This window comes from Brevibacillus sp. MS2.2 (genome assembly GCF_013284345.1).
Lineage (GTDB): Bacteria > Bacillota > Bacilli > Brevibacillales > Brevibacillaceae > Brevibacillus > Brevibacillus brevis_C.
Map to the genome: position 1 here is coordinate 162,655 of NZ_JABSUZ010000009.1, position 13,308 is coordinate 175,962.

The following is a 13,308-nucleotide window of genomic DNA, read 5'->3' on the forward strand; positions in this document are numbered from 1 at the left end:
TATATGAAGAGAACCATATTTTGTAAAACACTTTGTCCTTTTCAATAAAAAAACCTCTTGCATTCGTGTCAGTTATCTGCACGAATACAAGAGGTCTCTGTATGCAATTTTAGTCGTCACATTTCTCGGCTTTGCCTTCAGCGAGTGCCGTCTTAAACGAAGATCCACACCCACAAGAAGCGACTGCATTCGGATTCTCGATGGAGAAGCCTCCGCCCATCATCGATTCCTTGAAATCGATCTCAGTACCTTTAATGTATGGGTAGCTGTCCTTATCGACAACAATTTTCACACCATTTTGCTCGAAGGTCTCGTCGCCTTCTTTCATCTCTTCGTCCCAGCCCATCCCGTAGGTAAAGCCGCTGCAACCACCTGTTCTGACACCTACCCGCAAAAACACATCGGGCTTGCCTTCTGCTGCCAGCATTTCTTTTACCTTCAGACTGGCGCGCTCTGTCAATGTAATCATGCTTCTTTCCCTCCTTCACAGGCTCATCGTTCCTGCACTTGTTACAACCAGTATATTCAGTTTACTAAGAAACGCTTCTTCCCACAAGGTTCCCCTGCACTTTACGCGCTCATTCTCTCTTTACAAATAAATAAAGAAGGGTTTCCCCTTCCTATGCAAAATGTGCATTGTTTTCCATTAGATAAAATCTATAAGCTTTCTTCCGGTTCCCTGCCTTAGACAGACTATGATCGATCTGGTTCAGTTCGTTGTGTAGTTGATCAATTTGTATACTGTATTCTAGGACATCTGGATGATCTAACCCAAACTCTAACCCCATATTTACCATACGCTGTCGAAGGAGTTCGATTTTCTCGAGCAAAACGTCCCGCATTTGAAGCTCCTCCTAGTAATAGATCAGGCTTTCTTACTATATTTTACAAGAACAGCTAGAATTTCGCAAACAAAAATTCCTTTATTTCCGAAAATATACCAAAAATACGACGGTAATGGTTACATTTTTACATTTGCGACTTCCTACAAGAGAGTTGGAGAACTTATGATATTGTTCGTACTTACCAAGAGGTTTATAATATAGGTGCTCTTGTTGCCCGAGATTTACTCTATTCCTAAGAGCCTTTCCACTCCCATGGAACGAATATCGATTGGGTACGACTGGATTAAAGCTCTTTCATCTAAGAACCATTGACTTTGAAAGGAAGTGTTTGGAATGGCGCTTGAAACGATTGCCATACAAGACAAATCTCTCGCCGGAATCGCTGAAAAAGTTATGCATGGCGAAAGACTTACCTTGGAAGACGGTGTCACCCTTTTTAATTCCAACGATCTTTTGACGATTGGACAATTGGCTAACGTTGTTAACTATCGCAAGAATCAGGATAACGTTTACTTTTTGCAAAATCTGTACATCAACCCAACCAACGTATGTGAAGCTCATTGCAAATTCTGTGGCTTCCGCCGCGATGAAGGGGATGAAGGTGCTTACACGATGAGCATGGAAGAGTTGCTTCATTATGTAGAAACTCGCTTCCATCCCGGTATCCGTGAATTCCATATCGTTGGCGGACATAACCAGCACAAGCCATTTGACTACTACCTCGACACCCTTCGTACCTTGAGAAAAGCGTACCCGGATGTGACGATTAAATCGTACACAGGTGCAGAGATTGAGTTCTTCTCCCGCATCTCCGGTCTATCCATCCGCGAGGTTTTGCAAGAGCTGATGAAAGCTGGTCTCCAAAGCCTTACTGGTGGTGGCGCTGAGATTTTGACTGAGCGCTATCGGATGAAAATGAGCCCGGAAAAAGCAAGTACAGACATGTACCTGCAAGTACACCGCACGGCTCATGAGTTAGGCTTGAAAACACATACCACCATGCTGTACGGCTCCATCGAGACATTGGAAGAGCGCGTGATCCACATGCTCCGCCTGCGCGAGCTGCAAGATGACACAAACGGCTTCATGGTGTTCATTCCATTGGCAGTTCAACCAATCAAAGCAACAGCAGGCATCAAACGCCGCAACTCTGCCATTGATGATTTGAAAACAATGGCGATCAGCCGTCTGATGCTCGATAACTTCCAGCATATCAAAGCATACTTCATCAATATCGGTACCCAGCTCACTCAACTTTCTCTGCAAATGGGAATTTCCGATGCTCACGGAACCTTGATCGAGGAGCGCATCAGCCACTCAGCCGGTGCCCTTACCCAGCAAGCTCTGACTGTAGATGAGTTGGTTTGGTTGATCAAAGGCGCAGGAAAACGCGCCCTGGAACGCGATACCTTCTACAACGTGATCAAAGAACATTAATCCATAAAAAAGCTGATGCTCCAAATCACTTGGGCATCAGCTTTACTATTTTGATACGCGCACGGTTGATCATGCTCCCCAATGAACATCCTAAGAGAACAATCTACAGAGGAAAATCTGCATCCAGCAGCTCTTCTTCCTCCCGTAATTTATTCTTGATTTTCACCAGTAATTCATCTGCTGTTGGAGCTTGTACCAATGTGCCGTTTACGAGCGCGAATGGCTCCATGTAGCATTCACCGCAATACCCCAGACAGCCGTACTCGAGTACGTCCACATCCAGATCAGGATCATTTTCCAATGCATCCACGACGGATTGCGTATAGGAGGAAACATTGCTCGCGCAAAATTCTACTAGTGGTTTCATCTATTGTCACCTACCGATTATTTCGACATCATCATGTACTTTATTGTACCTCGACTTTGATAAAAATCCAGCGGAGAAAACGGGAAAAAGATTCTGCTTGCATTTTTAGTGAAAGAGACTAAAAATAGAGTGGGTGCTGTAAAAAACGGACAGAAGAAAGGACTAGACCTTCTATGAAACGACTTGTGATCCTTGGAGGAGGATACGGGGGTCTTCGTATTATTGAGCGAGTCCTGTCCCCTGATTTACCAGATGACGTGTTTATAACCCTCGTAGACCGTATGCCGTTTCATGGCTTGAAAACAGAGTATTACGCTCTGGCGGCAGGTACTACACCGGAATCTCACCTGCGTGTTACATTTCCAAACGATCCACGCCTGACCGTCAAATACGGTGAAATTGCTGGCGTGGAATTGGACGAGCAGGTCGTCAATTTTGCTAACGGGGACACCCTTTCCTACGATTGGCTAGTAATCGGATTGGGTTGTGAGGATCGTTACCATGATATCCCTGGTGCTGATCAATTTACATGTTCGATCCAAACCATGGGAGCTACTCGCAACACATACATGGCAATCAATAATGTGAACCCATACGGTACGGTTAGCGTTGTGGGCGGTGGTCTTTCCGGGGTGGAAATGGCTGCTGAGCTGCGCGAGAGCCGTCCCGACCTGAATGTACGCATCATCGACCGCGGTCAAAGCATTTTGAGCCCATTCCCGAAAAAGCTTCAGGAATATGCTTCTCAATGGTTCATTGAACACGATGTACAGCTTGTTTCCATGGCAAATGTCACTAGCATCGAGCAAGGGATCGTGTACAACCACAACCAGCCTGTTGAAAGTGATGTTATCGTATGGACAGCAGGTATTCAAGCGAACAAAATCGTGCGCTCTCTACCGATCGAAACAGACAACATCGGACGCGCCAAACTAAATCAATATCATCAAATCCCGTCCCATACAAACGTGTATGTAGTAGGTGACTGTGCAAGCACCATCATCGCGCCGAGCGCGCAAACAGCCGAGATCCAAGGCGATCAAATTGCCATGATGTTGAAAAAAGACATCAAAGGTGAGGAGTATCCAGCTTCATTGCCTGCTCTCAAGCACAAAGGCTTCCTCGGTTCCCTCGGCAAAAAGGAAGGCTTTGCCAGCATGGGAAAAATGTCTCTGGTCGGTCAGATGGCTCGTGTCATCAAGAGCGGTCAGCTATGGATGTACAAAAAGCATATGGGATAGTGCACAAGCCTGTTGGCCGGATGGCCTAACAGGTTTTCTTTTTGTATATAATCTCCAAGCGAAACCCACATAATATCCTAGACCAGAATAACTAGCTTGGAGGTTTTTTCAATGGAACCAAATACATACGGGGATATGAACGATACGTTGGCTGACAATTACATGCCGATGACTTCCTTTCGAAGTGGAGTCGAAGAAACAGTCAGACCAGATGTAGAATGCTACACCATTCAAATTGTGAACATCGCACTGGTCGGAGATTCAGAATCATGGGTTCTGATAGATGCGGGGATGCCACAATCGGCGGAACAAATCATCGAGATTGCCCGGGAGCGCTTTGGTAAGGAAGCCAAGCCAAGAGCCATCATGCTTACTCACGGCCATTTCGATCATGTCGGGGCAGTCATCGAGCTCGTAAAAGCGTGGAAGGTTCCTGTCTATGCCCATTCGCTTGAAATCCCTTATTTGACAGGCCAAAAATCCTATCCGGAGCCAGATGGAACGGTTGAGGGCGGGCTGCTTGCGAAGATGTCGCCGTTGTTTCCAAATGAACCAATCGATTTGGGCAGCCATGTTCATCCTTTGCCCGAAGACGGGAGTGTTCCCGGAATGCCTAGATGGCGCTGGATACATACACCTGGACATTCGCCAGGGCATATTTCCTTCTTTCGTGATGAAGACAGAACTCTCCTCGCAGGAGATGCTTTTGTTACGGTAAAGCAGGACTCATTGTATCAAGTTGTGATTCAGCAAAAGCAACTGACCGGTCCTCCTGTTTATCTTACAACCGATTGGCTGGCAGCTCGGCAATCCGTCGAAAAGCTTGCCAATCTCACCCCTGCGTATGCAATCACCGGTCACGGTCCACCTATGTATGGCGAGGAGCTGGCCGATGGATTGGTCCAATTGGTTGCGGAGTTTGATCGGGTAGCTGTCCCCAAGTATGGACGTTATGTGGACAAGGAGATGTAGGCAGACAAAAAGGCTGACGTCGGGGTGGTATGGACGTCAGCTTTTTATCGTTAAGACGATACCTTCCTATTCAACCAACTCTGGCCGGAAGCGCTGGGCCAATAATCGCGTAGCTTTCGCAGGTTCAATCTCGTACACAAGTAGCTCTTCGCCCCCTGAATCCGCCACACATAGCCGTTCCCCGGTCGGCGAGATCAGCGTCGTCGTCACTTGTTGATTCGGAATCGCGTAGTTCACGCTGGCGAAATAGATGTTGTTTTCCAAGCTTCGGCAAACCATTGCCCCGTTGTAAACATCGGGATTGCTAACTTCTCCTGTAAACATCGGATGGAAAACGATGCTTGCCCCACGGCGTGCCGCCCACCGTACCGTCTCTGGATATCGCCATCCCTCATGACAAATGACAATGCCAAACGACACATCCTCTATCGTAAACAATTGGCGCCCTTCACCAGGAACATAGTCAAACTGATCCTCCTCTGGATCGATCTGATTTTTTATTTGCAGTCCAAGATCTTCTCCCTGTTTCCCCACAACAAAGGCGACTAGATGATAGCCGCGCTCATCCTTCCATTCCATCGGTAAAATGACGGCGAGCTGGCATTCCTTCGCCAGCGCACGAATCTCTTCTAAGGCACTGAGTTGTACCTCATGATTGTATGCCTCCACTTCATAGCCTACACCGCGCAGCCCTGGAATCACCGATTCAGGAAAGCAAATCAGATCGCAATTGTTTTGCGCAGCGTTGATCATCTGCTGTTTGATGATCGCTAGCCCCTCCGCCGCTGATTGGGGGAACCTCGTCTGAGCCAAGCCTATTTTCATGGGGGATACCTCTTTCTATGGAAGATTTGCTAGAGAAAAACAAAGGAAAAACAGGAATTTTCAATATCATTCCATTATACAAAATAATTCTTCCCATGCAAAAAAACCGTCAAGATTATTCCTGACGGTTCCCTTATTTTGCTGGTTTATCGCTTTTGGACACGTAAAACTGGTACTTTTTTCGGTTCAAAGGTGTCTGCAAGTACCTTCTCTTGAATAACGTTCAGCTTGAGCAAACTCGAAATTTTCCCGGTATCCGCCTTCGACATGAGGCGCCAAAGCGAAGGATCTGGCAAGGCATTGTAAAGGCGTTCATCGTTGTATTCTCGCCGGTCCTGATAGGAGATCAGCAGCTTGTATTCGCCTTCCTCTGCGCTGCCTGCTTCGCTGTAAGCTTCAAGTAGCTTACTCCGTAGCTCGTTCAACTCTTCCTCTACCTGCTTTTGAATTTCCTTTAACTCGTAGTAGCGAGCAATCGGTTGGTCCATCCGCTCTTCCTCCTTTGGTTACCCCTGTACCCAAAATCCATATGAGAAAAAGTCGGTTGGTAGAACCATTCCCTGGCAACGAAAAACAGCCTCCTTTTACATTTCCGTCATGAAAAGGAGGCTGCGTATCAAACTCTATAATTATTACTTTTCAATCATCGTGTTGATCGCTTCACCCGGGTGTTTTTTCAAGAAAGTAGAATACTCTACTTCCCATGGATTCCATTTGCCTTCCCCTTGGTAGCCCCATACGGAATTGATCCGAGAAACGGTATCTGTGTTGTTCATTCCTACAAGACGTTGTTCCCCTACCAGCTCAAATGTGCCGTTCGCATCCATATCGACTGGAGTCAAAGAACCGAATGGATAGGAGAATACAGAAACAGCATCTTCGGTTTGCTGTACTTTGCCTGCTTTGTCATACAGCTTGGCCGCTACGTATACATCCTGGTTGGCACTCACGTCAAGCGTCAGCGGCTTATCCAAGTGGGAGCCTTTGCCCTCTACTTTAAAGCCATCTACGAATTTCCCCTCGTAGCGAATTCCTTCGTTTTCCTTTTCACCAAAAATCACGGCTGGCTTGTTGTTTTCAAAGGTAGCAATTACGTGGCTGTAAACGCCGCCGCTTCCGCCAGTTGCTGTTTTCACAAACGCATCCGCAACATGATCACCCGTGAAGTCTACGAGAGTCAGCTCGCCTTCATAGCCGCCCAGCTCTTTGATATCCGTTTGGCTATAAGCGCCGGATTTTCCGTCTTTCACTACGATGTTCATATTGGAGGAATAGATGTCGTCCGCTTTTTCCTTTTCGCCAATCAGGTATACGACGTCATCCTTCTTATCGCCATTAACGTCAGCCGTTTTTTGATCGATCACATAGGTGTTTTTCGCGAGCTTCAATTCAGCTGCGGCAGAGAACAGCTTTCCTTTTTCAGAGTCAGCGTGGGCTACTTGTGTATTCATTGCAGAAAATCCAGCTACGCCTACAACTCCTGCAAGCAGCAAATATGTAACAGGCTTCATCCATTTTTTATTCATCGTTATGGCCTCCACTATATGGTAAGTTATTGGTTACATTTACTACTATAGGACGAAGCCTGCTCTATTTCGTTACAGAATGTTTACGAATGATATACAAAAAGTAAACAGCACGTTACTTGACGTTATCCAGCACACTTTGGAGTGCTGATAGATGAACGGTGTGATTTCAACTGGAATTTAAAATATCAAAAAAACGACCAGACGTAAGCATCTGGTCGTTCCTTTTATTCGGCATCTGCTGTCGAAGCAATCGGCTGCACGCCCATGCTTTCCAGCTTTTCATAGATATCCTTTAATTTCGGATTTCCCTCACCGACAATTTCCCCGGAAATTACGACAAGCGGATACCATAAATCTTCCTCGATAATGCGATTCGCCCAGCTTTTGTCATCGTCTGTCTGCGGCTGTTGAAAGTCGCTATAAACGATGCGGATACTGTCACTCCCATACTTGCGAGAGAGTGCCGCCTCCAGCCACTCGGCTGTTTCCTTTGCAGATGGCAAATTGACGCAGCTTGCGCACAATTGCTCTGTCCCAAAAACCTTGATATCGACAGTCACTATATCCGCCCTCCCCCGGGTCAGCTAGCTTAGGACAATGCTTGGTCCAGGTCCTCGATCAAGTCCTGAACATCTTCAATACCAACAGAGATGCGCACCAAGCCATCCGTAATGCCCAGTTCAGCACGGCGCTCTGCCGGGATAGAAGCATGTGTCATGCGTGCAGGTACGCTAATCAAGCTCTCCACTGCACCCAGCGATTCTGCCAGCGTGTAGTATTTTACCTTTGCCAACACTTCGTCAGCACGCTCTGCGCTGCCTACGTCGAAGGAAATCATACCGCCAAAGCCACGTGCTTGCTTTTGAATCAGCTCATGACCGGAATGGCTGGACAGACCAGGATAAATGACGCGTTTGATGTCGCTGCGCTCAGACAGCCATTTTGCCAGCGTACGAGCATTGTGTTCATGCTCTTCCATACGAATTCCCAGCGTCTTCATACCGCGCAGCAAGAGCCAAGAATCTTGTGGTCCAAGCACACCTCCAATAGCATTTTGCACAAAATGGAGGTCTTCGCCCACTTGCGCATCTTTTGCTACGACCAGACCTGCTACTACGTCGCTGTGTCCGCCCAAATATTTGGTTGCGCTGTGGAACACGATGTCAGCACCGAGATCCAGCGGATTTTGCCAGTATGGTGTCATGAACGTGTTGTCTACCACGAGCAGCACGCCTTTTGCTTTTGCGATGCCTGCTAACGCGCTGATGTCGCTTACTTTCAGCAGCGGATTTGTCGGTGTTTCCATAATGATTGCTTTGGTTTCCGGGCGAATTGCCGCCTCTACCGCTGCCAGATCACTCGTATCTACATAAGTTGCTTCCAGACCCATACGGGAGAAAACACGCGTAACGACACGGTAAGTACCACCGTATACATCGTCACCTACTACGAGATGGTCGCCTTTGTTGAACATGGAGAGGATGGTAGAGAGTGCCGCCATACCAGAACCAAATGCAAAGCCGCGTGCGCCGCCTTCGATTTCTGCGATGTACGTTTCCAATGCGTGACGAGTCGGGTTCCCGGTACGGGAGTATTCGAAGCCCTTGTGAACACCAATGGCTTCCTGTTTATACGTACTTACCTGGTAAATTGGAACGGATACGGCTCCTGTATGTGGATCTCCATCGATTCCGCCGTGGATCAGACGAGTTTTGATACGCATCTTAAATTCCCCCCTGGTAAATTTTCTTGCTTAGATAACGTTCGCTGCCGTCGGCAAACAGTGTAACGATATTAGTCCCTGGAGCTGCTTCTCTTGCTTCGCGCAGTGCCGCTGCCATGGCTGCACCTGAGGAGCTGCCTACGAGCAATCCTTCCTTGGCAGCCAACTGCTTGACCAGATCGAATGCTTCTACATCGAGAATCGTGTGAATGGCGTTGAAGTAGCTCGTATCCATGAACGGAGGCAAAAACTCCATGCCGATCCCTTCTGTTTTATGCGGGCCGGATTCTCCCCCATTCAAGATGGAACCTTCTGGCTCGACAATGACCGTTTTCACGTTTGGGTTTTGTTCCTTCAAGTAGCGAGCAGCACCCATGAAAGTACCGCCAGAGCCTGCACCTGCCACAAATACGTTTACTTGGCCGTCCATTTGACTCCAAATTTCCGGACCTGTTGTCTTGTAGTGTGCGTCTGGATTCGCCGGGTTAGCAAATTGCTGTGGAACAAAAGCACCCGGAATCGATTCTGCGAGTTCTTTTGCCTTGGCGATTGCACCCTTAATCCCCAACTCTGTCGGTGTATTGACAACTTCTGCTCCGAGGGCACGCATCAGCTCTTGCTTTTCCTCGGAAAACTTCGCTGGTACGCAGAAGATGACTTTATAACCAGTTCCTACAGCGGCCAGCGCTACACCAATTCCTGTATTTCCTGCTGTCGGTTCGATAATGGTACCACCTGGGGCCAATTGGCCGTTCTCTTCTGCGGCACGAATCAATTCCATGCCGAGTCTGTCTTTTACGCTGCCTCCTGGGTTAAAATACTCCAGCTTGGCGAACAAGCGGACACCCTCAGGGAGCTCAAATTGTGTAATTTCGACGATCGGCGTATTACCAATCAGTTCCTTCACATTGCGAAATACGTTCACGAAGATCTGACTCCTTATATTGAAGTACTTGCTTCTTTCTTTTTTATTATAACATGCAAAGATTACAAAAAGTCCATGCTACTAAACTTCGGTGTGTCGGCTGAACTTCAAAGTGTCAACAGGGCATGTAAGCCATGGATTTCTCTCCATGGTATGATTATAATAAAGGAGAGGTTGGAAAGGAGTGAATGTAACATGGATATCATGGATCAAGTACAAGAAGTTCTCGATAAACTGCGCCCTTACCTGCAACGTGACGGCGGAGACGTACAACTCGTTGATGTAGAAGATGGCATCGTGAAGCTGCGCCTGATGGGTGCTTGCGGTAGCTGCCCTTCCTCTACCATCACCCTGAAAGCAGGAATCGAGCGTGCACTGGTGGAAGAAATCCCAGGCATCAAAGAAGTTCAACAAGTATTCTAATCCAGTCACATCGACATGAAAGCAGCTACAGCAAACGCGTAGCTGCTTTTTTCATTTCCCCTTCTCCCTTCCTTTTTCCAAAAAAGCAATGACGCGCTTCCCGTATTCCTCAGGAACTAACGCATAGCTGCGGACGTGACCCGCTCGCGGTACGATCCAAATCTCGGAATCTTCGTCTTGGGTCAGCTCAAAGAGTCGTTCGCTATTAACGAGTGGGATCGTCGTATCACCTGTCCCGTGTATAAAAAGAATCGGTTTGTTCGCTTGCTGGACTGCCTGATACGGATTGACATCTCGCGGGTTGGCACCTAGCAAAACAGGACACAAGGTAAGGATGAGCCAGTTGAATGGAAAGCGGGGCAGGCCCGTCCACTGCGGCAAGTTCTCAGCCAAGTATTCACGCAAGGAATAGAACGGTGAATCTGCCACAATCGCAGTGATGCGTTCATCTACTCCGCCCACCATCAAGGAGGTTGCGGCCCCCATAGAAAACCCGACGAGACCGAGTATGTGCTCCGGCTTCTTCGCTGCTGCAAAATCGATGGCCCCAAGCAGGTCTTGCTGTTCTCGAAGACCAATCGTCGTCAGTGCTTTGCTGGACTCCCCTGCATTGCGAAAGTCGAACATCAATACATCAAAGCCAGCCTGAACCAGTTTTGCCGCCAGAGACAATGCTGGCAAGTGTGGCTCTAATCGGTTTTGACTGTACCCGTGAGCAAAGACCAGCGTCTTTCCATTCGAAACCCGCCCATTTTTTTCTGCGGACAAGTACCATCCAGCCAACGAAATCTTTGTTTCCCTGCTCGAAAAAACAACGGGCTCCACCTGTTCGATTCCATAATCTCGGGGTTCCATGTGAATCGGTTTTCGTACAGGATGCGTCAAGCGCCAGGTTACGTGAAACGAAACAGCTACTGCTGCAATCAAGAGAAGCGTGAAGAGTCCTGAAATCAAAACAAAGAACGTGTTCATACGGCAGTTAGTGGTCCCCTTCCACTTAGCACCGCTACGATATTAGCAGCAGCCAGCCTCGCCATCTCAGCCCTCGTTTGCACAGTTGCACTACCGATATGTGGCAATGCGACTACATTCGGCAGTCGCAAGAGCGGGTTATCCATCGGGACAGGCTCGACCGCAAAAACGTCCAGACCTGCCGCCCAAATTTTTTTATCTACCAACGCTTGGTACAGTGCGGACTCATCGACTGTCCCACCACGAGAAACATTGATAAACACAGCCGTTTCTTTCATGAGCGAAAATTGTTTTTCCCCCAACAACATGCGTGTGTCCTCTGTCAGTGGTGTAAGCAGAACGACGTAATCGGACTCTTGCAGAAGCTCCGCCAAATCAGCATACCGTGCTCCTGTCTCTTGCTCAGCCTGCGGTTTGCGATTCCGGTTGTGATACAAAATCCGCATGCCAAATCCTTTGGCGCGTCTCGCAACCGCTTCCCCAATTCGCCCCATCCCAATAATCCCGAGAGTCGAGCCATATACATTTTGCCCAGCCATGAGGGTCGGACTCCACGATGTCCATTCCCCCTGCAATAAAAACCGATTGGCTTCCGTCAATCTGCGGCCTGTTGCCATCAATAAAGCGAAAGCCAAATCGGCTGTAGACTCTGTCAGCACATCGGGCGTGTTGGTTACGATGACCTCGTGTCGTCTGCACGCTTCCAAATCAATATTGTCGTAACCGACCGCCATGTTCGCCACGATGCGGAGTCGTTTTGTACACGCCAAAAATTCCTCGTCCACTCGTTCTGTCAGCATGGTCAAGACGGCATCTACATGTTCAATCTTTTCCAGCAACAATTCACGCGGGATCGGCGTATTTTTTGTCCATTGCTCGACCTGGGCTACTTTTTCAAGCATCGCGATCACTTCAGGGTTGAGTTTCCTCGTAACGAAAACTTGTTGCTTGCTCATCTTTTTTCCTCCACAACCAATCAATTTGTGGAATGGATACGTCATAATGCCGTGCAATGAATAGCGGATACTTTCGAAGTCCTTCTTCCATTTTGGTTAGCTCGTCTTCCAACTGCGTTTGCCATGCTTGAATGTTGACTTCCTGACGCTCTTCTACCGGCAACTCCATATAGGTCTCCACGAGCTTCAAAAACCTGCCTGGGTAGAGCATGAGCGCAAAAATCACGGCATATTCATCTGGCTGTAGAGCAGACACGCTGTTGTAGCCGTCGAGAAAGCTGGTCACAGCCTCTTCATTCCAGCCGTTTCGCTTTGTCTCGGCTTTGATCCACTGCCCCACGTCACGAGTGCGCATATCAAGAACCCAGTTCCATTCACCTGCCATTAGACGTACATCCTTCTCTTTCCATAGCATATACCCTTGATCAAAATTTTGGTAGGCTACTTTCCCGAGACTAGCTGTTTCCTTCACGACTTTGTCGTATCCAGCATCCAACAAATATTGAACGGACAATTCACCGAGCTGAGTAATGTACGTGAAGCAAGTCAACAAATATTCATCCATTGGCGCGAGCTCTACATTTTCCTCATCCATCTCATCCCGATACTCATTAAAATTCCGTAGCTTTTTGCGCCACGTGCTCGGCCAGTTGCCAAGAGAGCTAAAGGGGATAAACATCTTGTCAGATGAAAACTCACTCGTGGCCAGGTGGAACTGTGCGAGTGATTGGCCACTGGCATAATATGGATTGTCGGGTACCGCTTCCCGCACGCCTCTGTATAAATAGTAAAGCTGCTCATCATCAACGATGTGAGCCTGCCCGCTTGTTGTGTTCACCAGCTTTAACAAGCGAATGTTCTGCTGTTGACTCAAATGCTGTTTTACTTTCTCAATAAACTTGCTTTTGTATTTATATCCGGCTGGCGCCTCGAACAAGTAGTAAAGGCCTCGATCCGTTTCCAGTACCTTGCTTGCCCCCGTCGTGCGATATCCCTGGAGTTCAAATCCGTACTTCTCCTGAAGAAGCTCTTTTTCTTCCATACAGTCGTTCACCCTCCTTGCATACTGCTCTTCTGGCATTGTATGTCATTA

The 13,308-nt window shown here is 47.8% G+C and carries 16 protein-coding genes; 4 read left to right on the forward strand and 12 right to left on the reverse strand.

The window, feature by feature from the left end; genetic code table 11:
• Positions 1 to 109 precede the first annotated feature (109 nt).
• The gene (erpA, locus tag HP568_RS11075) at positions 110 to 469 is read right to left on the reverse strand and encodes an iron-sulfur cluster insertion protein ErpA (RefSeq protein WP_007716763.1); all 360 of its coding nucleotides are present in this window, start codon (positions 467 to 469) and stop codon (positions 110 to 112) included.
• 151 nt (positions 470 to 620) lie between these two features.
• Positions 621 to 842 (reverse strand): aspartyl-phosphate phosphatase Spo0E family protein, encoded by a 222-nt coding sequence (locus HP568_RS11080; protein WP_048034523.1) that lies wholly within the window; start codon positions 840 to 842, stop codon positions 621 to 623.
• Between the two features lie 336 nt (positions 843 to 1,178).
• On the opposite strand from HP568_RS11080, the gene mqnE reads away from it, so the two are divergent.
• A complete protein-coding gene (mqnE, locus tag HP568_RS11085; protein WP_048034525.1) occupies positions 1,179 to 2,282 on the forward strand; it encodes an aminofutalosine synthase MqnE in 1,104 nt (367 codons plus the stop codon).
• Between the two features lie 103 nt (positions 2,283 to 2,385).
• Here mqnE and HP568_RS11090 read toward each other — a convergent pair whose 3' ends face one another.
• A complete protein-coding gene (locus tag HP568_RS11090) occupies positions 2,386 to 2,649 on the reverse strand; it encodes a DUF1450 domain-containing protein (protein WP_047072975.1) in 264 nt (87 codons plus the stop codon).
• Between the two features lie 173 nt (positions 2,650 to 2,822).
• Between HP568_RS11090 and HP568_RS11095 the strand changes: the two genes are divergently transcribed.
• Positions 2,823 to 3,890 carry an NAD(P)/FAD-dependent oxidoreductase gene (locus HP568_RS11095; protein WP_048034526.1) on the forward strand — a complete coding sequence of 356 codons (1,068 nt, stop codon included), beginning with the start codon at positions 2,823 to 2,825 and terminating at the stop codon, positions 3,888 to 3,890.
• A 111-nt stretch (positions 3,891 to 4,001) separates the two neighbouring features.
• The gene (locus HP568_RS11100; RefSeq protein ID WP_173629095.1) at positions 4,002 to 4,862 is read left to right on the forward strand and encodes an MBL fold metallo-hydrolase; all 861 of its coding nucleotides are present in this window, start codon (positions 4,002 to 4,004) and stop codon (positions 4,860 to 4,862) included.
• 66 nt (positions 4,863 to 4,928) lie between these two features.
• Here HP568_RS11100 and HP568_RS11105 read toward each other — a convergent pair whose 3' ends face one another.
• The 6 genes from HP568_RS11105 to cysK form a co-directional block, all read right to left on the reverse strand.
• A complete protein-coding gene (locus HP568_RS11105; RefSeq protein WP_173629096.1) occupies positions 4,929 to 5,687 on the reverse strand; it encodes a carbon-nitrogen hydrolase family protein in 759 nt (252 codons plus the stop codon).
• A gap of 146 nt (positions 5,688 to 5,833) precedes the next feature.
• Complete coding sequence (locus HP568_RS11110; RefSeq protein WP_048034529.1) at positions 5,834 to 6,175, reverse strand: hypothetical protein; 342 nt, start codon at positions 6,173 to 6,175, stop codon at positions 5,834 to 5,836.
• A gap of 144 nt (positions 6,176 to 6,319) precedes the next feature.
• On the reverse strand, positions 6,320 to 7,213 hold the full coding sequence (locus HP568_RS11115) for a hypothetical protein (protein ID WP_173629097.1): 894 nt from the start codon (positions 7,211 to 7,213) through the stop codon (positions 6,320 to 6,322).
• 227 nt (positions 7,214 to 7,440) lie between these two features.
• The gene (locus tag HP568_RS11120) at positions 7,441 to 7,776 is read right to left on the reverse strand and encodes a YuzD family protein (RefSeq protein WP_047072988.1); all 336 of its coding nucleotides are present in this window, start codon (positions 7,774 to 7,776) and stop codon (positions 7,441 to 7,443) included.
• 29 nt (positions 7,777 to 7,805) lie between these two features.
• Entirely contained in the window at positions 7,806 to 8,939 is a 1,134-nt protein-coding gene (locus HP568_RS11125) for a bifunctional cystathionine gamma-lyase/homocysteine desulfhydrase (protein ID WP_015893022.1), read from the reverse strand.
• A 1-nt stretch (position 8,940) separates the two neighbouring features.
• Positions 8,941 to 9,864, reverse strand: coding sequence for a cysteine synthase A (gene cysK / locus HP568_RS11130; protein ID WP_007715789.1), 924 nt, complete (start codon positions 9,862 to 9,864; stop codon positions 8,941 to 8,943).
• Between the two features lie 195 nt (positions 9,865 to 10,059).
• On the opposite strand from cysK, the gene HP568_RS11135 reads away from it, so the two are divergent.
• Positions 10,060 to 10,287, forward strand: coding sequence for a NifU family protein (locus tag HP568_RS11135; protein ID WP_007715787.1), 228 nt, complete (start codon positions 10,060 to 10,062; stop codon positions 10,285 to 10,287).
• Between the two features lie 51 nt (positions 10,288 to 10,338).
• Here HP568_RS11135 and HP568_RS11140 read toward each other — a convergent pair whose 3' ends face one another.
• The 3 genes from HP568_RS11140 to HP568_RS11150 are packed head-to-tail and all read right to left on the reverse strand — an operon-like array spanning position 10,339 to position 13,257.
• Positions 10,339 to 11,259, reverse strand: coding sequence for an alpha/beta hydrolase (locus tag HP568_RS11140; RefSeq protein WP_173629098.1), 921 nt, complete (start codon positions 11,257 to 11,259; stop codon positions 10,339 to 10,341).
• Entirely contained in the window at positions 11,256 to 12,215 is a 960-nt protein-coding gene (locus tag HP568_RS11145; RefSeq protein ID WP_173629099.1) for a 2-hydroxyacid dehydrogenase, read from the reverse strand. Before HP568_RS11145 ends, HP568_RS11140 begins: the two co-directional genes overlap by 4 nt.
• Entirely contained in the window at positions 12,172 to 13,257 is a 1,086-nt protein-coding gene (locus tag HP568_RS11150; protein WP_173629100.1) for a protein kinase family protein, read from the reverse strand. Before HP568_RS11150 ends, HP568_RS11145 begins: the two co-directional genes overlap by 44 nt.
• Between the last annotated feature and the right edge of the window lie 51 nt (positions 13,258 to 13,308).

Coding starts and splice junctions, on each gene's coding strand:
- erpA (WP_007716763.1), bottom strand. CDS start 469: ATGATTACATTGACAGAGCGCGCCAGTCTGAAGGTAAAAGAAATGCTG.
- HP568_RS11080 (WP_048034523.1), bottom strand. CDS start 842: ATGCGGGACGTTTTGCTCGAGAAAATCGAACTCCTTCGACAGCGTATG.
- mqnE (WP_048034525.1), top strand. CDS start 1,179: ATGGCGCTTGAAACGATTGCCATACAAGACAAATCTCTCGCCGGAATC.
- HP568_RS11090 (WP_047072975.1), bottom strand. CDS start 2,649: ATGAAACCACTAGTAGAATTTTGCGCGAGCAATGTTTCCTCCTATACG.
- HP568_RS11095 (WP_048034526.1), top strand. CDS start 2,823: ATGAAACGACTTGTGATCCTTGGAGGAGGATACGGGGGTCTTCGTATT.
- HP568_RS11100 (WP_173629095.1), top strand. CDS start 4,002: ATGGAACCAAATACATACGGGGATATGAACGATACGTTGGCTGACAAT.
- HP568_RS11105 (WP_173629096.1), bottom strand. CDS start 5,687: ATGAAAATAGGCTTGGCTCAGACGAGGTTCCCCCAATCAGCGGCGGAG.
- HP568_RS11110 (WP_048034529.1), bottom strand. CDS start 6,175: ATGGACCAACCGATTGCTCGCTACTACGAGTTAAAGGAAATTCAAAAG.
- HP568_RS11115 (WP_173629097.1), bottom strand. CDS start 7,213: ATGAATAAAAAATGGATGAAGCCTGTTACATATTTGCTGCTTGCAGGA.
- HP568_RS11125 (WP_015893022.1), bottom strand. CDS start 8,939: ATGCGTATCAAAACTCGTCTGATCCACGGCGGAATCGATGGAGATCCA.
- HP568_RS11135 (WP_007715787.1), top strand. CDS start 10,060: ATGGATATCATGGATCAAGTACAAGAAGTTCTCGATAAACTGCGCCCT.
- HP568_RS11140 (WP_173629098.1), bottom strand. CDS start 11,259: ATGAACACGTTCTTTGTTTTGATTTCAGGACTCTTCACGCTTCTCTTG.
- HP568_RS11145 (WP_173629099.1), bottom strand. CDS start 12,215: ATGAGCAAGCAACAAGTTTTCGTTACGAGGAAACTCAACCCTGAAGTG.
- HP568_RS11150 (WP_173629100.1), bottom strand. CDS start 13,257: ATGGAAGAAAAAGAGCTTCTTCAGGAGAAGTACGGATTTGAACTCCAG.